Source organism: Acidobacteriota bacterium, assembly GCA_016196035.1.
GTDB lineage: Bacteria > Acidobacteriota > Blastocatellia > RBC074 > RBC074 > JACPYM01.
Genome location: JACPYM010000089.1, coordinates 1 through 19,911 on the forward strand (window position 1 = coordinate 1; position 19,911 = coordinate 19,911).

General features: G+C 58.4%; 14 protein-coding genes and 1 pseudogene. 14 read left to right on the forward strand and 1 reads right to left on the reverse strand.

Going from position 1 to position 19,911, the window contains the following annotated elements:
• Positions 1-162: 162 nt before the first annotated feature.
• The 6 genes and pseudogenes from HY011_25895 (at position 163) to HY011_25920 (ending at position 8,630) form a co-directional block, all read left to right on the forward strand.
• A pseudogene (locus HY011_25895) lies at positions 163-636 on the forward strand (protein kinase).
• A gap of 155 nt (positions 637-791) precedes the next feature.
• The gene (locus HY011_25900; protein ID MBI3426378.1) at positions 792-2,246 is read left to right on the forward strand and encodes a glycogen synthase; all 1,455 of its coding nucleotides are present in this window, start codon (positions 792-794) and stop codon (positions 2,244-2,246) included.
• Between the two features lie 272 nt (positions 2,247-2,518).
• Positions 2,519-2,851 carry a thioredoxin gene (trxA, locus tag HY011_25905; protein MBI3426379.1) on the forward strand — a complete coding sequence of 111 codons (333 nt, stop codon included), beginning with the start codon at positions 2,519-2,521 and terminating at the stop codon, positions 2,849-2,851.
• Between the two features lie 93 nt (positions 2,852-2,944).
• Positions 2,945-3,889, forward strand: coding sequence for an FAD-dependent oxidoreductase (locus tag HY011_25910; GenBank protein MBI3426380.1), 945 nt, complete (start codon positions 2,945-2,947; stop codon positions 3,887-3,889).
• A 291-nt stretch (positions 3,890-4,180) separates the two neighbouring features.
• On the forward strand, positions 4,181-7,123 hold the full coding sequence (locus HY011_25915; protein ID MBI3426381.1) for an SBBP repeat-containing protein: 2,943 nt from the start codon (positions 4,181-4,183) through the stop codon (positions 7,121-7,123).
• A 184-nt stretch (positions 7,124-7,307) separates the two neighbouring features.
• Complete coding sequence (locus HY011_25920) at positions 7,308-8,630, forward strand: adenylosuccinate synthase (protein ID MBI3426382.1); 1,323 nt, start codon at positions 7,308-7,310, stop codon at positions 8,628-8,630.
• Positions 8,631-8,697: 67 nt separating this feature from the next.
• Here HY011_25920 and HY011_25925 read toward each other — a convergent pair whose 3' ends face one another.
• Positions 8,698-8,979, reverse strand: coding sequence for a hypothetical protein (locus HY011_25925; GenBank protein MBI3426383.1), 282 nt, complete (start codon positions 8,977-8,979; stop codon positions 8,698-8,700).
• A gap of 368 nt (positions 8,980-9,347) precedes the next feature.
• Between HY011_25925 and HY011_25930 the strand changes: the two genes are divergently transcribed.
• From HY011_25930 to HY011_25965, 8 genes are all read left to right on the forward strand, one after another.
• Positions 9,348-9,944 (forward strand): hypothetical protein, encoded by a 597-nt coding sequence (locus tag HY011_25930; protein ID MBI3426384.1) that lies wholly within the window; start codon positions 9,348-9,350, stop codon positions 9,942-9,944.
• A gap of 448 nt (positions 9,945-10,392) precedes the next feature.
• Complete coding sequence (locus tag HY011_25935) at positions 10,393-10,779, forward strand: hypothetical protein (GenBank protein MBI3426385.1); 387 nt, start codon at positions 10,393-10,395, stop codon at positions 10,777-10,779.
• A 164-nt stretch (positions 10,780-10,943) separates the two neighbouring features.
• Positions 10,944-11,687: an IPT/TIG domain-containing protein gene (locus HY011_25940; GenBank protein ID MBI3426386.1), complete on the forward strand. Its 744-nt coding sequence runs from the start codon at positions 10,944-10,946 to the stop codon at positions 11,685-11,687.
• Positions 11,688-11,828: 141 nt separating this feature from the next.
• Positions 11,829-13,412, forward strand: coding sequence for a 4-alpha-glucanotransferase (gene malQ, locus HY011_25945; protein MBI3426387.1), 1,584 nt, complete (start codon positions 11,829-11,831; stop codon positions 13,410-13,412).
• Positions 13,413-13,448: 36 nt separating this feature from the next.
• Positions 13,449-14,513: a VWA domain-containing protein gene (locus HY011_25950; protein MBI3426388.1), complete on the forward strand. Its 1,065-nt coding sequence runs from the start codon at positions 13,449-13,451 to the stop codon at positions 14,511-14,513.
• A 20-nt stretch (positions 14,514-14,533) separates the two neighbouring features.
• On the forward strand, positions 14,534-16,453 hold the full coding sequence (pulA, locus tag HY011_25955; GenBank protein MBI3426389.1) for a type I pullulanase: 1,920 nt from the start codon (positions 14,534-14,536) through the stop codon (positions 16,451-16,453).
• 143 nt (positions 16,454-16,596) lie between these two features.
• On the forward strand, positions 16,597-18,708 hold the full coding sequence (locus HY011_25960; GenBank protein ID MBI3426390.1) for a S46 family peptidase: 2,112 nt from the start codon (positions 16,597-16,599) through the stop codon (positions 18,706-18,708).
• Between the two features lie 103 nt (positions 18,709-18,811).
• On the forward strand, positions 18,812-19,675 hold the full coding sequence (locus HY011_25965; protein ID MBI3426391.1) for a class I SAM-dependent methyltransferase: 864 nt from the start codon (positions 18,812-18,814) through the stop codon (positions 19,673-19,675).
• Positions 19,676-19,911 lie beyond the last annotated feature (236 nt).

The window sequence follows — 19,911 nt, forward strand, 5'->3', positions numbered from 1 at the left end:
CGGACAGCACAAGCCGTGCGGATGAAGCTGCTGCGCCAACCACAACGTGCAGGCTTCGGCATCTAGGAGATCGTTAAGGGGAAAGTCAATCATTCCCTAAGCTTACCCCTGGCGATGCAAACTGACTACACATGAGCCAACGTTTTTCTCTGTGCTGACACCGGAACCAGCGGCGCACTCAAACTGCTCGATTTTGGGTTGGCGAAATTGCAGCGCACCGCCGCGTCTGAAACTGCCGACGCGGACAGCCTGACGGTGCGCGGGATGGTCATGGGAACCTTCGGTTATATGTCACCCGAACAACTGACCGGCGAAGCGGTGGATGAACGCGGCGACATCTTTGCCCTGGGCGTGATGATTTATGAAGCACTCACGGGTACGCGTCCCTTCCGTGGCCGCAGCGCCGCCGAATTGCTGCACGCGATCTTGCACGAGCCAGTACACCTCGACGGCGCTGGCCCGGCGTCGGAAGCGTTGGCGGCGATTTTGCAGCGCTGTCTCGCCAAAGAGCCGTCGCAACGCTTCGCCTCAGTCGCCGCGTTGCGGGCAGAGTTGATCCCGGCCTTGTCGCAATGCCCAACGCTGTTGATGAAAGGAGAGCAACACGACCTGCCGGAAAGTGCGCACACGACGTGAATGCGCGATCCGGTGGCCAATGACAAGCGCGGCAAGGACGCAACGATTACGCGCCCGCTTCGCTGCTTCAGGAATTTGACAAGCTTTCAACCCGGCGCTTAGTATCCGCGCCTTGTTGCACATCCCATTTCAAAAAGGTTCGAGCGAATCCAGCTATGCGCGTCATTCTCGCGTCCTCTGAAGTCGTGCCGTATTCCAAAACCGGTGGTTTGGCAGATGTGGCGGGCGCGTTGCCCAAGGCCTTGGCGCGCATCGGCTGCGATATTAGCGTCATCACGCCGCGCTACACCGGGATGGGCAAACGCAGCGGCGATGTCGTCAGTCACGCGACTGGCGAGGTTTTTCTGGAGGGATTGGAAGTTCCGTTTGACGGGACGATCAAAGGCGCGCGCATCTGGCGGGATTATGCTGAAAATGCGCCGGTTTATTTCATCGAGAACGAAGAGTATTTCGGCCAGGGCTACATTTACGGTTCGGGCAATTGGGATGTGGAGCGCTTCGCCTTTTTCAGCCGCGCGGTGCTCGAATTGACGAAACGTCTGGGCGCGCCGCCCGACGTGATTCATTGCAACGACTGGCAAACCGGGTTCATTCCGGCGCATCTGGCGACAACCTTCGCCAGTGATCCTTTCTTTCAGCGCACCAAGACGCTGTTCACCATCCACAATCTGGCCTATCAGGGATTCTTCGATCCGGCACTGTTGCCGAAATTCGGCCTGAGCCGCGAGGTTTATGAGCGCGGGATGGAATTCCACAACGCGGCCAGTGCGATGAAAGGCGGCTTGTACTTTGCGACCGCGCTCTCGACCGTCAGCCGCAAATACGCCCAGGAAATTCAAACGCCCGAATTCGGCAACCAGTTGGACGGCTTCCTGCGCTGGCGCAGCGGCGATCTGATCGGCATTTTGAACGGCGTTGATTACGGCGAATGGAACCCGGAAACCGACCCGTTTTTGCCCGCGCATTACTCGATCAATAACCTGGGCGGCAAACTCGAATGCAAGCGCCGCCTGTTGGAGCGCTACCAATTGCCCGTGGATTTGGACAAACCTGTCGTCGGCATTGTCTCGCGCCTGACCGTACAAAAAGGCGTTGACCTGACTGCCGAGGCGATTAGCCGCATTTTGGATACGGGCGCGTATTTCATCCTGCTCGGTTCGGGCGATTCCCACTACGAAGGCTTTTTCCAGCAGGTGCGCGATGCGCGGCCCGCTCAGGTGGGCGTGTATTTCGGCTTCAGCAACGAGTTGTCGCATCTGATCGAGGCGGGCGCGGATATGTTCCTGATGCCGTCTTCTTATGAACCGTGCGGGCTGAATCAGATGTACAGTTTGAAGTACGGCACGGTGCCGCTGGTGCGCGGGACGGGCGGGCTGGACGATACGATCCACAACTTTGAGCGCTCGTCGGGGCGGGGCAATGGCTTCAAGTTTTACGCTTATTCGGCGGAGCGGCTGTTGGAGAAGTTTTACGAGGCGGTCTTTAATTACTACGACCGCGACACATGGCGGCGCATCCAGCGCAACGGCATGCGCGCCGATCATTCGTGGGAACGGGCGGCGCACAATTACCTGGACGCTTATCAGCGGATTGTGGCTGCCGGGCGCTAGTACTCCATCAAGCTGTAAGTGATGGATGCTGAGAGCGCATCCGGGATGTAGGGCGGGATTAAATCCCGCCCTACATCCCTCATTTTCAGCTTGATGGAGTACTAGGCCCACCACTAGCCGGGCGCTAGGCCCGCCACTACCCGCCACGAATGGTTGCTGAGGGCAGGTCAAGTCTGCCAAAGTACAAAGTCGTTTGCTATAATCGCCGCCACTCGCCGGGTAAGTGGGCCTGATGAGTGGCAGGTTGAAAGCTTTTATTTAGGAGGAAGGCAATGAGTGATTTCGTCAATGAAGTGAATGATTCCGAATGGGAAAAGGAAGTTTTGCAGGCGGGGCAGCCGGTGCTCGTGGATTTCTGGGCGCCCTGGTGCGCCCCCTGCCGCATGTTGGCGCCGACCGTCGAACAGGTCGCCGAGAAATATCAGGGCAAGGCTAAAGTCTTCAAGATGAACGTGGATGACAATCTCGAAAATCCGGCCAAATACGGCATTCGCGGTATTCCGACCATCATCCTGTTCAACAAGGGCGAAGAGGTCGAGCGCCGCGTCGGCATCCCCGGCAATGCGGTCGTCGAATTGGCACAGATGATTGAACGGCAACTGTAGTCAGTAGACAGTAGTCAGTAGACAGTAGCTGGCGGCTATCTGCTGCCGGTTTTGACTACTGACTACTGACTACTGACTACTGACTACCAAGCTATGAAAACAGATTACGATGTCGTGATTGTCGGCGGCGGGCCAACGGGCTTGGCCGCCGCCGTTTATACTGGGCGGTCGCTGCTGCGGACGTTGGTCTTGGAAAAGAACGTGCCCGGCGGCCAGATCGTCTTTTCGGCGGCGATTGATAATTATCCCGGCTTTGCTGACGGCATTTCGGGCTACGACTTTTCACAGGCGTTCCTGAAACACGCGCAGCGGTTTGGCGCAGAGGTTCGTGTCGGTGTGGGCGCTGATAAGCTGACGCGCAATGACGACGGCACGTTCACGGTTGGGCTGGGTGATGGTTCAACCGTGACGACCAAAACCGTGATCCTGGCGATGGGCCGCCATCCGCGCGAATTGGAAGTGCCGGGTTACAAGGAATACTTTGGTTACGGTGTCAGCGTGTGCGGCACCTGCGACGGCGCGTTTTTCAAAGACAAGCCGATGGCCGTCGTGGGCGGCGGCAATTCGGCGGTTGAGGAAGGGCACTTCCTGACGCGCTATGCCTCTGAAATCAAATCCATCCACCGCCGGGATCATTTCACCGCGCAAAAAATTCTGATCGAAGAATACTTGCATACACCCAACGTCCAACCGGTTTGGAACTCCGCCGTCGAAGAGATATACGGCAAAGGCACCGGCCATCAGAAAGAAGTCACTGGCATCCGCGTGCGGAACTTGCAGACCGACAAGGTCGAGGAATTTGACGTCAGCGCCGCGTTTGTCTTCATCGGCTGGCTGCCGAATTCGGGCTTGGTCAAGGATTTGGTCAAACTCGACGACCAGGGCCGTGTGCTGGTCAACGAACTGATGGAGACGGGCGTGCCGGGCCTTTATGCGGCGGGCGATCTTTGCGTGCGGCCCATCTACCAATTGGCGAACGTCGTCGCCGATGGCGTGCAGGCGGCGGTCTCGATTGAAAAATACCTGGAAGGCAAATAGGCATTTTTGCTGTCCGGGAGTTGGCTTGAAAGCTGAAAACGCGCCGCAGACTCGACCGAGTCTGCGGCGCGTTTTCGTTTGAGCGCCTCAGCCTTCATTGAGCTGCCTTCAGCCTTCTTTCAAAAATCATTCAACCAAATTTCAAACCCCCTTCAAGATTTCAAGGGCCACCTTCTCCTACTCTGCCAGCGTCGGGTTAGGGGCGTGGCGCGGCGGCTGATGCGTTTTGAAGCGGCTGACCGGGCGTGCGCCTTAACACTTTTTCCGCTCCACATCTTCGGAGGAATCACTATGAAACGTCGCTTTTCACCGCGCTTACAAATACAACTCATCAGTTTAAGTTTGACCGGTTTGCTGCTTTCGGGCTTCACCCCGCTGCCGCGCTTGGGCGCAGCTCCCGTGCACAAGCCCGCCGCAGCGCTCAGCAGCGCGCGCCAGTTAGAGGCGCGGCGGGATTACCGGGAATTGCCGTTGGGTTTTGAACCCAACCAGGGGCAGACGGCGGAACAGGTGAAATTTATGGCGCGGGGCGAGGGTTGCGCGATCTTTTTGACGGCGGATGAAGCCGTGTTGAGTTGGCGGCGCGCGACCACGGCCAATGCTCCCGCCAACCGGGAAAGCGATGTGGTCAGGATGAAAGTTGTCGGCGCCAACCCGCAAGCCACGGTCAGCGGACAAGCGCCGCAGCCCGGCAAGAGCAACTATCTCAGCGGCAATGACCGGAACAAATGGCGCACTGACATCCCCAATTACGGGCGCGTCCAATACGACGAAATCTATCCCGGCATTGATCTGGTGTATTACGGCCAGCAACGGCAATTGGAATATGACTTCATCGTTGCGCCGGGGGCGGATGCCGGGCGCATTGCGCTGGCGTTTGCAGGCGCTGAAACGCTGAAACTGGACGGCAATGGCGACTTGGTGCTGCAAACGGCGGGCGGCGAATTGCGGCAGCACGCGCCGGTGATTTATCAGGAGACGGCAGCGGGCCGGCAATTTGTCAAAGGCGGTTACCGGCTGACGAGTGAAAAGCAGGTCGAGTTTACGCTCGCCGCTTATGACCACAGCCTGCCGCTGGTGATTGATCCGGTGTTCGGCTATGCGACCTATTTGGGTGGCGTCGGCGCCGAGTCTGTCGCCGCCGTGGCGGTGGATGGCGAAGGGAATCTGTATTTGACCGGCGATACGAATGGCAGTGCTTTCCCCGGCACGAATGTGTTTTCGGGCGCGGGGGCGGCGGCCTTTGTGACCAAACTGGATCCCGGCGGGTCGTCGGTGATTTACACGACGCTGCTCGAAGGTCAAAACAATGATCTGGGCACGGGCATCGCGGTGGACGAGGCGGGCAACGCCTATGTCGCGGGCACCACTTTCTCAGGTGATTTCCCCTTGCAAACGCCGTTTGAAGACAAGCTCAATCACGGTGTCCTGGCCTGTGTCGGCCTCTTCATTTGTGTGGCGTATTGGGGCCAGTTGCGGAGCGACGGCTTTGTCGCCAAATTAAATCCGGCGGGCAATGGGCTGCTTTTCTCGACTTTTCTGGGCGGCGCGGATTACGACTATCTCAACGGTCTCGCCATCAGTGCCGACCATCGCATTTACGTCACCGGCAAAACCCTCTCGCTGAACTTTCCGGTCAAAAATGAATTCCAGAACAACACGGTCTTTTCGGGCAACGATTCGTTCGTGTCGGTGCTCGCCGCCAATGGACAATCGCTGGTCTATTCGAGTTACCTGCGCGGCACGGTCGAATCCAAAGCCATCGCCGTGGACAGCGCGGGCAACGCCTACATCGCCGGCCAGAGCGATGCCAATCTGATGCAGGTGAAAGGGGCGAATGGCAGCGCGCCGTTCCGCGCGTCAAACGCGGGCGGCACCGATGCCTACGTCGCCAAATTCAACCCGGCGGCCAGCGGCGACGCTTCGCTGGTGTACGCCACTTATCTGGGCGGCGCGGGCACCGACGCCGCGTTTGGCATTGCGGTGGACGCACAAAACCGCGCCTATGTGACGGGCGTCACGGGTTCGACGAACTTCCCGTTGGTGGCGGCGCTGGATTCGACCAATCAGGTCAACGAGGCCTTTGTGACCTGCCTGAACGCCAACGGTTCGGGCGCGGTTTTCTCGACGTTCCTGGGCGGTTCGGGCGCGGAGGCGGGCACCTGCATCACGCTGGACACGACGGGGAACATCGTCGTGGGCGGGCATACGACCTCGACCAACTTCCCGCTGGCGAGCGCGGTGCAAGGGACATTCGGCGGCGTCCGCGACGGCTTTGCCACCAAACTCGCGCCGGGCGGCACGAGCATCCTGTTCTCGACTTACGTCGGCGGCAACGTCGAAGACCAAATCAACGCTATCGTCACCGACAGCACCAGCAGCATTTACGTCGCGGGCAACACCCGCTCGGGCAATTTCCCGGTGACGGGCGGGGCGCTGCAAAGCGTTTCGCAAGGCGGACTCGATGCGTTTGCCGCGAAGATCACCTTCGCCTTGCCTGAAACCATCGGCGTTTTTGTAACCGGCGCGGCAGCCTTTAACCTGCGTAATTCGCTGACGGCAGGCCCGGCGGACATCAGCGCCTTTTTCGGTGTGCCCACGGATAAGCCCATCGTGGGCGATTGGAATGGCGACGGCATCAAGACGATCGGGCTGTTCCGCGACGGCACGTTTTTCCTGCACAACCGCAACGAATCCACCGGCACGCCGGATTTGCAATTCACTTTTGGGCAAGCCGGCGACATCCCCATCGTGGGTGATTGGAACGGCGACGGGGTGGATACCATCGGCGTATACCGGCGCGCCTCGAGTGCGCACTTCGCCAGTCTGTTCCTGCTACGCAATAGCAATAGCAGCGGGACAGCGGATGTGACGGTCAGTTTCGGCGGCTTCAATGACTTGCCGCTGGCGGGCGATTGGAATGGCGACGGCATTGACACCATCGGGACTTTTCGCAACCCGGTCGGCACCGCGACGAGCGCCACGTTCCTGCTGCGCAACAGCAATAGCGCGGGCACCGCCGACATTACCGTGAGCTTCGGCGCCTTGGGCGATTTGCCGATCACGGGGGACTGGGACGGGAATCTCACGGACACGATTGGTGTTTTCCGGGATGGCGTCTTCACCATTCGCAAGTTTAACAACACGAGCGCGGCCAGCAGCAATCAACTCACCATCGGCTTTGGCGGCAGCGGCGACAAACCGTTGGCAGGCGATTGGGACGGCTTGCCATAAGCTGACGCTGATATTCATGGCACCACATAGGGGAGAGGGCTTGGGCCTCTCCCTTTACTTTTGGGAAAACCGCGCCCAAGCAAACGATCAATTTGCCCGCCCTCCGTCGCGTTCGCTATACTCCGCCCGCATTTATGACCGCACGAATAACATTGAGCGCAGCTTGAACTCCCAACAACCAACTATGAATTTAGCAATCATCGGCGCACAGTGGGGCGACGAAGGCAAAGGCAAGATCGTTGACCTGCTCGCGCCGCACTTCGACATCGTGACGCGCTATCAAGGCGGCCACAACGCCGGCCACACCGTCATCATTCGCAAACATGGCGTAGACCAAAAATTTGTCCTGCACCTGATTCCTTCCGGCATCACGCACCCCGGCAAGACCTGCGTCATCGGCAATGGCGTCGTGGTTGATCCGCAGGCGCTGCTCAACGAGATGGACGACCTGCGTGCGCAGGGCATTGCCACCACGCCGCAAAACCTGCTGGTCAGCAATCGCGCGCACCTGATCCTGCCTTATCACGTGGCGCTGGATCGGGCGATTGAGGCTTCGCGCGGCAGCAACGCCGTGGGCACGACCATGCGCGGCATCGGGCCGGCTTACGAAGATAAAATGGCGCGGCGCGGCTTGCGCGCGGGCGATCTGACCGACCCGGCGACGCTGGCCGAAAAGCTGGCGCACAGCGTCGCCCAAGCCAACCGCCTGATTCTCTCGCTTGGCGGCGAAGCGGTTGACGAACAAAAGCTGATCGAAGACGGCGAGCACTGGTGCGCGTTGCTGGCCCCGCACATCTGCGACACGACCTACCATTTGAACCAAGCCACGCGCGCTGGCCAGACCTTGTTGCTGGAAGGCGCACAGGCCACGATGCTCGATATTGACCACGGCACCTATCCGTTCGTGACCTCGTCGAATTCTTCGGTCGGCGGGGCGGTGACGGGCACCGGGTTGCCCCCGTCGGCTATCGGGGTGGTGATTGGCGTGATCAAGGCTTACACGACCCGCGTGGGCGGCGGGCCATTCCCCACCGAATTGAACGACGCGCAAGGCGAGGCGATTCGCCAACGCGGCGGTGAATACGGTGCTTCGACCGGCCGCCCGCGCCGCACGGGCTGGTTTGACGCCGTGGTCGCACGCTATGCGGTGATGGTCAATGGCCTCAACGCGCTGGCGCTGACCAAACTGGATGTGCTGGATGAAGAGGACGAACTGAAAATCTGCGTGGCCTATCGCATTAATGGCCGTGAGACCGACCAGATTCCTTATGACGCCAATGCCATGAACGGGGCGGAACCGGTCTACGAAACAATGCCGGGCTGGCGCGCGCGCACCGTCGGCATTACCGATTTTGCTAAGTTGCCCAGCCGTGCCCAGGCTTATGTGCAGCGGCTCGCTGAATTGTCGGGCGCGCCGTTCGCCTTTATCTCTACGGGCGCGGAACGCAACGAGACGATCATTGACCGGGCGCTGTTAGCACAACTCGGCCTGCAAATCGCCGCGTAAACAGTTTTCCAGCAGCGTTGCTGAAGGCCCGGTCACTGCTGGCTGGGCCTTTTGTTTTGGCGGGTGCTTACCGCTGTGGCGATGGCGTGACCGCCGCGTGACCCGTTGAGCCAGAGGGTAAGGCGGACGGCTCGGTTGCCGGTGTTGCAGAGGCGGCAGGGCTGGCGGATGGCACTGCCGTAGCCGCCGGTTTCTCAGACCGCTTCAGGCTGATGTAACCATAACCAAGCAGCAGGGCGAGCACGGCGAAAAGCGCCAGGAAAAAGCCAAAGCGCAACAGCCAGCGCAAAGTGCCACTTGGATTGCCACTTGGATTTGATGATGAGGGGAACTGGGATTCGGGCTTCATCTGCACCTGCTCCTACCGGTTTGAATGGTGTCATGCGAGGCGAACTCATCTTAAAGAACCAAAGTAAAACGTGTCAACGCGCCCAGGTTACAGCGCAGAACGGTTTGTAACGTTTCCAGAGATGTGGTCACTTGCTGGCAAGAGGTGTCTTTCAGCCAATGCGGCGGCCAGCAAGGCCAGCCCCGCCGTATATTAAAGTTTGCAGCGGCGCAGTCAGACTTCACCGGTGGAATTTGAGCGCACTCCTGCAACACGCATCCCGCTTTGAAAACTTCGTTGGACGCCTGCACACGTAGGCGTAATCTGTTCCCCCAAGGGCCTGCGCCCGTCGCGCTGATTGAAGCGGTGTTACACCAGGAGAGAAGTTTATGAGATCAAAAGGCTCAAGCGCATTTGCCGCGACCATGGCGTTGATGGTGGCAGGCGGTTTTTTAGTCTTGTCGGCCATTGGCGCGGACACGTGGGTCGCGGCGGTGATTAAGGAGTTTATCGCTGCTTTGAAAGAGAGCAGCGGCTATAACCCGGAAAAATATTTCCGGCGCGTCTCGCTGTATGGTGAAACGCGCGCGCAACTCGAAGTGTTGGCCACCAATCGTTACCTGCAAATCTATTTTCTCTTCGCCATCGCGACGGCGGGACTTTCGTACATTTTCGTCAAGAAGGAAATGCCCATCTATAACCGCCGCAATCGGGCGACGCTGGTGGCGCTGTTGCTGCTGATGATGCTGCCGATGGCCCTGGCGACGGTGACTTACGGCGAAATCTTTGCGGCGCTGGCGACCAAAGTCGTATCCATCGCGATTTTGATTTTGATGGGCATCTTTGTGACGACCGAAATGATGCGCGTGCGTCCGCAAGGCGTCTTAAGCCGGCTGTTTCATCTGTTGGTGATTGCGCTGGTGTTTGCGCAGGGCGTGCTTTTGCCCGGACTCTATGGCTGGTATGTTTTACTGCGGAATGGCTAAGGCCGTTGGTGCGCAGACAGCCTTGCATTGTCAGGCCCGCGCCGCCGCCAGCAGGGCCATGCTCAGCTTTAGGCCTTGTTCATTTGTCATTACCTGGCAGCGCATTCCGCAATGAACAGGACAAATGAACGATCAGCCCCAGGCCTCGCAGCACTGCCTGCCTCAAACGGTCAAGCTATTTTTGAACAAAGCCTTACTCACCTAACCCCTTCCGACCAAGTGATGTTGCGCCTTGCCAGCGGTGTGGCTGACACCTGCCTGCCCGCTGGCATCTGGCTGGTTCGCCAGCTACAATGCCGCTCGCTTTTCAGCATCGTGCTTCCCCAGAGGCAAAAGTCCGTGCTCCCCAATGCCGAGTTGAGAAATCGCCCTTTGTTAATTGTCTGCCTGGGCGGAACAGTCTTCTGACTGGCGCCGGGCATCACTTGAGGTGGTAATGAGCAGAACATTGTTTGCTAACTCTCGCCGGCGTCTAGTGGCGCTGCCAACGCTTGCGCTAGTCGCCCTCTGGGCTGGTGCCTGTACGCAGCACGCGGGGCCAACGGCAGATTCCAACGCGGCTATGTCGCACGCCGAGCATGCAGCGGCCAGCGCGCCACAGGTAAAAGCTACGCCGCGCGTCCCCGACCATTTCTTAAACCCGGATGAGGCTAAGCCCTTTCCGGTCACACTCGACCCGAAGACCTTCACAACGCCTTCCGTCATCAAAGCTTATCAATTGGCGAAAGACATTCCCGCAGTGCTGGCGCAGCAGCCTTGCTACTGTTACTGCGACGCTGGGTCTGGACATAAGAGCCTGTTGCATTGTCACGTAGACGATCACAGTGCTACCTGACAAGTCTGTCTCAAGGAGGTTCTCCTTGTCGGCCAGATGCATAAGGATGGCAAAACAGCAGTGGAAATCCGCGCAGCCATCAACAATAACGAATGGCGCAACGTGAAGCTGGATTAGCACCGCTGCGCTGCCCGCCGGACAGAGTCGTTTTGAGAAGGTCAAACATGCGGCGTTTATTGCTAATCATCATGCTGGGATGCGGCAGTTTGCTGGGCACCGGGGCGAGTTTTCCGGCCCGGCTGCAATCCCTCACTGTCAAAAATTTCCTCAACCCCGATGCGCCCCTGGTGCGCGAATCCTTAGTGCTGGTCGAAGGCACGAATTTTACGAACCTGGAAGAGAATGATCCGTTCGGCACGCCGACCACGCTCGCGGGCGTGCAGGTTCTGGCGGATGGCATACCACAGCGAATCCGTTCGGCTGCGCCCACGCGCGTCGTTTTCATTCTGGATGCGGCGGGACTGCCTACGCGCGCGCTGGAACTGCGCCCGAAAACCGGCACCCCGCTCACGACGCAAATCACGCTGGTCAATGCCTGGCCCGCCGTGGTGGTGCAAAGCACGGGTGAGGATAGCGAAGCGTTTATTCCCTCCGGACTATTCACCAACGATCCGGGCCAAACGTTTTTGCGGCCGTTGACCAGCGATCCGATTCCCGTTGCCTTGGCGCGTGAGACGCTGGTGCTGATTAACGGCAGTGGCTGGCGTTTTGCCGCCAATGTCAGCGTGCGTTTGAACGGCACCCCCTGCAAAGTGGTCAAGGTGGGGCCTTCCGGTTTATTCCCGGGGCAAGATGAATTGGCTTTTTTGGTGCCGCCAATCCTGGCGAATTATGGGCCAGTAGACGTGGTGGTCACCGTGGCGGGCCGCGAGGCGAACTATGCGCGGCTGGTGTTGGGGCGCGAGTAACGGGTTGGCAAGGCAAGTTCGCCAAGTTGCGGGTGTGGCCCCACTTGGTTTTCGGATACGCTCGGAACACGGAGTCAGCCAGGTCTCAGACCTGCTTCCGTGTTTGTCTTTTTTTGCGCAGTAGGAGCACCACCAAACAAGATGAGTTTCGCAAGAGCCAGCGGTATTCTGCTGCATCCGACCTCACTGCCGGGCCGGTATGGCATTGGCGATTTGGGGCAGGCTGCCTATGACTTCGTGGACTTTTTAGCGGAGACCGGGCAGCGCCTGTGGCAGATTTTACCCTTAGGGCCGACGGGGTATGGCGATTCGCCGTACCAGTGCTTTTCCGCCTTCGCCGGCAATCCGCTGTTGATTAGTCTGGAAGCGCTGGCGGAAGACGGTTGGTTGGACGCCAGCGACCTTGCCGCAGCGCCAGCCTTTTCCGCCGAACGAGTGGATTACGGCCCGGTCATCGAATGCAAAAACAAATTGCTGTGGCGAGCGCACGCGAATTTTAAGACGCGCGCCACTGATGAAGCCAAGCGCGAATATCTGGAGTTTACCGAAGGCGCTGTCCACTGGCTGGAAGATTACGCCATGTTCCGCGCCATCAAAGATGAGCACGACGGCACGGAATGGACGAAGTGGGAGCCGTATTTAAGGGCGCGTGAAAATCAGGCGTTGCACTTTTTCCGTGAGAACCACGCCACGCAATTGAGCGGACAGCGTTTTTTTCAATATTTGTTTTTCAAACAGTGGGTGAAGCTCGCGCATTACGCCAATGAGAAAGGCATCCGCATCATCGGCGATGTGCCGATTTTCGTCGCGCACGACAGCGCCGATGTTTGGGCGCATCCGGGCTTGTTTCATCTGGACGAAGCGGGTCAGCCCACCAAAGTGGCCGGTGTGCCGCCCGATTATTTCAGCGAAACCGGCCAATTGTGGGGCAATCCGCTCTATCGCTGGGACGTGTTGAAACGTGCGGGTTATCGCTGGTGGGTTGAACGGCTGCGCGCATCGTTGGCGCAAGTGGATATCGTGCGGCTCGATCACTTTCGCGGCTTTGAAAAATACTGGGCTGTGCCGGCGGGCGAAACGACGGCGGTCAACGGTCAATGGGAAGAAGGCCCCGGCGCGGCGCTTTTTAAGGCGCTCAAAAAAGCCCTGACGACCGCGAGCGGCGAACTGCCGATCATTGCCGAAGACTTGGGCTTCATCACGCCGGAAGTGGACAAGCTGCGTGAACAATTCGGCTTTCCCGGCATGCGCATTCTGCAATTCGCCTTTGGCACCGACCCGCAAGCGGATGAATTCAAGCCCTACAATTACAAACCCAATTCGGTGGTTTACACCGGCACGCACGACAATGACACGGCGGTCGGCTGGTTCCATGAAGATGTGGGCGACAGCACACGCGCGGCGGATGAAGTAGCTGAAGAACGCGCCTTCGTGCTGAAATATCTGAACAGTGATGGCCGCGAGATCAATTGGGATTTGATCCGGCTGGCGTTAGCTTCGGTGGCCAACACCGCGATCATTCCGTTGCAGGATGTGCTGGGTTGTGGCCGCGCAGCGCGCATGAATGTGCCCGCGCGTGAAAGCGGGAACTGGGGCTGGCGTTACGAAGCCGCGCAGTTGACGCCAGAGTTGCGCGCCCGTCTGAAAGAAATGACGAATGTTTATGGCCGTGACCGGCATTTACTGAAATTGCAGCAAACCCAGGCCGCGCCAAACGAAGGTTAAGCTCTTTGATGAAGAGAGAGGTCAATTAGAAAGCCTATGGAACATCCCGCATTCACTGCACAGATAAAAGGCCAGCACCAAGTTCATGGCTTTTCTCTCTGTTCCTTGATCTACCTTGGCCTGGCGCTTTCTTTCCTCAGCGTGCTTGCCACTGCCGTCCCTGCCCAAACGCAAAAACAGAAGCCCAGCGAGGACGAAACGACGATTCGCATCTCGACCGAGATTGTGTTGCTCGACGTGCAGGTTTTGCGCAAGAGGACGGGCGTCGTGGTCAGTTCGCTGAACAAAGACGACTTTGATGTTTACGAGGACGGCGTCAAACAGGAGATCAGCTTCTTCGGCAAAGACAAACTGCCGCTCTCGATCATGCTGCTGATAGACACGAGCGGCAGCGTGCGCCCGGTGATCGAAATCATTCGCGATGGCGCGATGGAAGCCCTGCGCCGTTTGAAACCCGATGACGAAGTGGCCGTGATGGTGTTTGGCGAACAGACCAAGTTGATCCAACCCTTCACCAAAGACCGCCTGCAAATCGTCTCGCAACTGGGCAGCTTGCTCAGTTCCACCCAAGTGGGCGTCGGCACCTCGCTGCATACGGCCTTGCGTGATGCCGCCCGCACGATGGAGACGGCCAGCAATCCGCTCAGCCGCCGCGTTATTGTTTCGGTCACTGACAATATCGCCACGGCCTATCGTTGGGGCGACGTTGCCGAGCAGGACGTGACCGACAGCATCTACGATTCCGGCAGCGTCGTCTGTGGCGTCGTCGTTAAAACCCAAGGCCCCAAGTCGCTGAACATCTTTGATCGCGTGGACAAGAACGACCCGTACCGCCGCCGCATCAACCTCGAACGCTTTGTTGATGAAACCGGCGGGGAAGTGCAGTTCGTGCCGGTCATCGAAGTGAATCAGAAGTTGACCGAACTGATCGAACACCTGCGCACGCGCTACAGCCTGGGCTATACCTCGACCAATCCGAATCTGGACGGCAAGTTCCGCCGCGTGCGCGTGACGGTCAGCAAACCGGCGCAAAAGGGCGAAGGTGAAATGCAGGTGCGCACGCGACAGGGGTATTATGGGCGGGAACGCAAACAACCTTAACGAGGAACAAGATTGAACCGATGAACCGCGCTTCTTTGATTCTCCCTCATCCAGCCGATGCATTCGTTTCCACGCAACCGCTCGGCGCGCTTTACACGCCGTTGCAAACGACCTTCCGCGTTTGGGCGCCCACGGCCAGCGAGATCAAGCTGCATCTTTACCAGGCGCCCGCCGGCGGCAAAGCCAATGTCATCGAGCTTTTTCGCCATCCGGATGGCGCTTGGGACACGACCATCAGCGGTGATTTGCGCGGCTGCTATTACACCTACACGGCGGCAGGCGCCGATCCGCGCTTCAACCCGCAGCGCGAATTGCTCGATCCCTACGCGCAAGCGGTGACAGGCTACGATGGCCGCGCCATCGTTGTGTGTGACAAGACACCTGTGGCCGACCGGCCCACGTTCCCCATCTCTGAAGCCGTCATTTACGAAGCTCATCTCCGCGATTTCACGATTGATCCGGATAGTGGCGTGCAGCGGCGCGGCAAGTATCTGGGGCTGACTGAAACCGGTACGCATCTGACCCAGCGGCCCGACATCAAAACCGGCTTGGCGCATTTGCTCGAACTCGGCGTCAACGTCGTGCAGTTGCTGCCCATTGGTGAATGCCACAATGACAAAGCGAATGACTTGTATGGCTGGGGTTACGACGCCGTGCATCATTTTTCGCCGGATGGCTGGTATGCGACCGAGCGCTTCGACGCGCGGCGCGTGCGCGAAGTCAAACAGATGATTGATGCCTTGCACCGGCATGGTTTGCGCGTGACCTTGGATGTCGTCTTCAACCACACGTTTGAGTCCATCCCGAAAAACCGCGTTTATAGTTTTGAAGGTCTGGTGCCGGGCTATTACTACCGGCTCAAACACGATGGCAGTTATTGGGACGGCTCAGGCACGGGCAATGAGTTCCGCAGCGAAGCCCCGATGGCGCGCCGCTACATTTTGGATTGTTTGAAGCATTGGGTGACGGATTACAAGGTGGACGGTTTCCGCTTCGATCTGCTGGGGCTGATTGATCGCGAGACGATTGAAATGATGGTCGCGGAACTGCGCGCCCTCGAGCCGCAATTGCTCATTTACGGCGAACCCTTGGCGGGCGGAACGACGCCCATCGAAGTCGTGCACAAAGGCGCGCAACGGGGGAAAGGCTGGGCGGTTTTCAACGATCATTTCCGCGATGCCTTGAAGGGGAATGTTTTCAATGCGCGGGTGGGTGGCTTTGTGCAAGCGGGCGTCAATCTGCCCGGCGTAAAGCGCGGACTGGCCGGGGCGATTGACGATTTTACGGATTCGCCGCTCGAAACGATCAATTACGTTGAATGCCACGACAATCACACGCTTTGGGACCGGCTTTACATCAGCACCGCGGACCAGGCGGACGTGACCGAAGCCGACCGCCGGGCGATGGATAAATTGGCTGCCGTCCTGATTCTGACAGCGCAGGGGATTCCCTTCCTACACGCCGGGCAGGAATTCCTACGCAGCAAGGGCGGCAATCACAACAGCTACAATCAGCCGGATGCCGTCAACATGATTCGTTGGCAAGAGAAGGCGGAAAACCGCGATATTTTTGATTACTACCGGGGTTTGATCGGGTTGCGGCGCGCGCATCCGTTGCTGCGTCAGGAAAATATTAACGAGTTGCGGAAATCTTTGAAATACTTTGATGAGAATCTGCACTTACCGGTGCCAGAAGGATGTCTCGCGTTCCAGTTAGAAGACACGGCTGGCCGGGATGAATGGTCAAGGATGCTGATGTTAGTGAATCCCCAACCGCAAATTCAGGCATTCATCATCCCCGTAGGGGCGTGGCAGGTCTATGCCGATGCTCACCGTAGCGCCGTTATTCCGTTTGATCAGTACGAAACCACGTCGGAAATCCGCGTTCCGCCACGCAGTGCCCTGCTGCTGGGCGAACGCCATCAAAAAGTGAATCCGTAGATATTGACCGCGCGCCGCGAAACAGGCCGGCGCAGCCAATGCGCCAGTTCTACGCTGGCTGTTGGCCTAGCTCATCTGGCGCGGTTATTTCCGGGCAGTCGGTTTCTGCCAATTTGGTGTCAGGCCAAATGAGGTTATTTACAATGAGCAAGTTCCCCTCCGCTCTCATTGTTGTCGTCCTCTTGAGTTTTACGCCGGTCTTGTGGGCCGACGAGGGCATGTGGACGTTCGACAATCCGCCATTGCGATTTTGGAAAGAGAAGTACAGCTTCGAACCCACGCAGGCGTGGCTCGATCATATCCGGTTGAGTACGGTGCGATTAAATGAAAGCAGTGCCGGTGGCGCGACCGGTTGTTTGGTTGGGCCGGATGGTTTATTGCTGACCAATCAACACGTCGGCGCCGGACAAGTCAGCAAACTTTCCCCCTCAGGCCGTGATTTCGTCAAAGAAGGTTATTACGCCCGCACGCGCGACGAAGAGTTGCGCTGTCCCGACATGGTCGCCACCGTGCTGGTTAAGTATGAAGATGTCACGCAACGCATTCGCCAAGCCGTCAAACCCGGCGCCACGCCCGCCGAAGCCGCCGAACAACGCCGCCTGGCCAGCCTGGCCTTGGAAAAAGAGCAACGCGAAGCCTCTAGCTTATCCTGTGAAGTCGTTTCGCTCTACAACGGGGGCGAATACTGGCTCTATTACTACAAACGCTACACCGATGTCAGGCTGGTGTTTGTGCCCGAAGAGCAGATCGCTTACTTCGGGGGCGATTACGACAACTTCACCTTTCCGCGTTACAGCCTCGACATCGCTTTTTTGCGCGTTTATGAAAACGGCCAGCCGCTCAAACCGCAGCATTATCTGAAATGGGCAAGCCAGGACGTCTGCGAAAATGAATTGGTGTTTGTGCCGGGCTTTCCCGGCTCTTCGGCGCGTTTATCTACGGTGGCCCAACTGCGTTATCAGCGCGATCACGCCAACCCCACCCAAATTCATCTCTTGCAAGCGCGCCTGGACGCCGTTCACAAATATTCCGCGCGTGGCGAAGACCAGCGACGGCAGGTGGCCTACACCGAGCGACTGCTGAGCAACGCGCTGAAACGCTTCAACGGGCAACAGGCCGGGCTGCTCAGCGTCGGGGTGTTTAAGAAAAAAGTGGCCGAGGAACAAGCCTTGCGCAAAGCTGTCCTTGACCGCCCGAATTGGCAGAAAATGTTTGGCGATCCCTGGCAGGAAATTCAACGGGCCTATCAGCAAATGCCCAGCTACGGAAAACGGCTGGCCTATAGCAATTTGGCCGTTTCGCGCGCAGGCACGCTGGCTTCGTTCATGGTGCGGTATGCCGAAGAGGCTGCCAAACCCGATGCCCAGCGTTACGAAGAGTTCCGCGAAGCGCGCTTGCAGAGTTTGCGCTTCACCATCCTCGCGCCGTCGCCGCTTTATTTGGAAATGGAAGAGGCGCTGCTGGCCGCCTGGTTGAGCGACGCTCAGCAGGTGTTGGGCGCACAAGACCCGTTTGTGGTCGCCGCGCTGAATGGGCAAACCCCGGCGGCGGCAGTGAAAGCCGCGCTGGGCGGCACGCAATTGCACAAAGTGGAATTCCGCCGCCAATTGTTTGAGGGCGGCCCTGAAGCGATTGCCAAAGCGGATGATCCCTTGCTGGCGTTGGCGCGGCGCATCGAACCGGTCATGCGCCACTTGCGTGCCTGGAATGAAACCAACGTCCTGAATGTCGAAGCCAGCGCCGGGGAACGCGTTGCCAATGCGCGCTTCGCCGTCTATGGCAAGAGCACCTACCCGGATGCCAATTTCAATCTGCGCATTGCTTACGGCACGGTGGCGGGTTACGACGAGGGCGCGCTGCGGGTGCCGTTCAAGACGACCTTTTTCGGCTTGTTTGAACGCGCTTTCGCTTTCGGAAAAAAAGAGCCGTTCGGCTTGCCGCAACGCTGGCTGGCGGGCCAAAGCCAGCTCAACCTGGGCACGCCGCTCAATTTTGTCTACAACGCCGACACCATCGGCGGCAATTCCGGCAGCCCGGTCATCAACCGCCGGGGCGAAATCGTCGGCATCAATTTCGACGGCAACATGCAAAAGCTGGTCAATCGCTGGTTGTATGTTGACGAAGAACACAACGCCAATCCGTCCAGTTCGCAGAACGGCAGCCGCGCGGTCGGCGTGCACACCGCCGCCATTATCGAAGCCTTGCAAAAGCTCTATGACGCGGGCGCACTGGTCAAAGAAATCAAGGGCGACTAACACACAAGCAAATTGTCCTTACCAAAGGCGCGGCGCAACTCTGCAACAAGAGTTACGCCGCGCCTTTGCGTTCCTGGCGCTTTGCGTTAAATTCTCCGCCGCAATGCAAACCCAAACGAATGCAAAACCAACTGCCCCAAATGCCAAAGACGCCAAAGAGCAAGCCTACCTTTATGACCTGTATGTAGTCCCACTCTGGCGCGAAGCCTTTGACCAGATGGTGGATGAAGAGGTCAAAATCCCCGCCGAGTTGCTTGAGAAAGGGGTTTTCCTGGATGCCGAATGCGGCACGGGCGCGTATGCCGTGGATTTGTTGTTGCGCGCCGGCAAAGGGGCCGTCGTCGTCGGGGTGGATGCCAGCGAAGAAAAACTGGTGCTGGCACGGGGCAAGGCTTCGATTCAGATGGTGGCTGACCGCGTGACGTTTCGGCAGGGCACGTTGCAGGCGTTGGGCGTAGCCCCGGCTGCGTTCGATTGGGTCATTGCTGACGCGTCGCTAATTCCGGCCAACGAAATTGCCGCTGCCCTGGTTGAATTGCACCGCGTCGCCAAACAAGGCGCGACGCTGGTTTTGAAGCTGACCACGCGCGGCAGCTTTGATGAATTTTTTTCGGTGTATTGGGAGGCGCTGTACGATATGGATTTGACCGCATATACGCCGCAACTCGAAGCGCTCACTTCCGCACGCCTGACCGTCAGCGACGCCGAGGCCCAGGCCGCGCGCGCCGGTTGGAAAAGCATCCGCAGCGTCACGCGCAAAGAAACGTTTCCGTTTGCCGATGGCGCGACCTTCCTGGCGTCACCGCTGATTGAAACAGCGTTTTTGCATGACTGGTTAGCTCTGCTGCCTGATGGCGCGACGCGCGCGCGCGTCAAGCAGCACTTGCCTGCGGTGATTGACCGCGCGCGTCACGAACTGGATTTTGACGTTTCGATTAAAGCGACTTTGGTAATCGCACAGAAATAGCCACACCTGGGTACGCACCGCTTCCAGCGTGCAGGCTGGGCGTCGGACTGAATAATGCCGGAGGGGCATCCTTTCAGCAGCAAGCTGTCTCACGCCACGACTGCCCGCTGGAAGCGGTGCGTGGCTTTGCACAAACCGCTCAATTTGCATAAGTCGTTCAAGGTTTGCACAAATCGGTTAGTTACATTGCCTTATTTTGCAAGGCGATATGAGTCCCCGATTTGTGCAAAAATCCG

Bases quoted from the DNA above. Each gene is read 5' to 3' on its own strand.
- HY011_25940 (MBI3426386.1), top strand. From the start codon at position 10,944: ATGCGGCGTTTATTGCTAATCATCATGCTGGGATGCGGCAGTTTGCTG.
- HY011_25925 (MBI3426383.1), bottom strand. From the start codon at position 8,979: ATGAAGCCCGAATCCCAGTTCCCCTCATCATCAAATCCAAGTGGCAAT.
- HY011_25915 (MBI3426381.1), top strand. From the start codon at position 4,181: ATGAAACGTCGCTTTTCACCGCGCTTACAAATACAACTCATCAGTTTA.
- HY011_25965 (MBI3426391.1), top strand. From the start codon at position 18,812: ATGCAAACCCAAACGAATGCAAAACCAACTGCCCCAAATGCCAAAGAC.
- HY011_25910 (MBI3426380.1), top strand. From the start codon at position 2,945: ATGAAAACAGATTACGATGTCGTGATTGTCGGCGGCGGGCCAACGGGC.
- pulA (MBI3426389.1), top strand. From the start codon at position 14,534: ATGAACCGCGCTTCTTTGATTCTCCCTCATCCAGCCGATGCATTCGTT.
- HY011_25900 (MBI3426378.1), top strand. From the start codon at position 792: ATGCGCGTCATTCTCGCGTCCTCTGAAGTCGTGCCGTATTCCAAAACC.
- HY011_25930 (MBI3426384.1), top strand. From the start codon at position 9,348: ATGAGATCAAAAGGCTCAAGCGCATTTGCCGCGACCATGGCGTTGATG.
- HY011_25960 (MBI3426390.1), top strand. From the start codon at position 16,597: ATGAGCAAGTTCCCCTCCGCTCTCATTGTTGTCGTCCTCTTGAGTTTT.
- HY011_25950 (MBI3426388.1), top strand. From the start codon at position 13,449: ATGGAACATCCCGCATTCACTGCACAGATAAAAGGCCAGCACCAAGTT.
- malQ (MBI3426387.1), top strand. From the start codon at position 11,829: ATGAGTTTCGCAAGAGCCAGCGGTATTCTGCTGCATCCGACCTCACTG.
- trxA (MBI3426379.1), top strand. From the start codon at position 2,519: ATGAGTGATTTCGTCAATGAAGTGAATGATTCCGAATGGGAAAAGGAA.
- HY011_25920 (MBI3426382.1), top strand. From the start codon at position 7,308: ATGAATTTAGCAATCATCGGCGCACAGTGGGGCGACGAAGGCAAAGGC.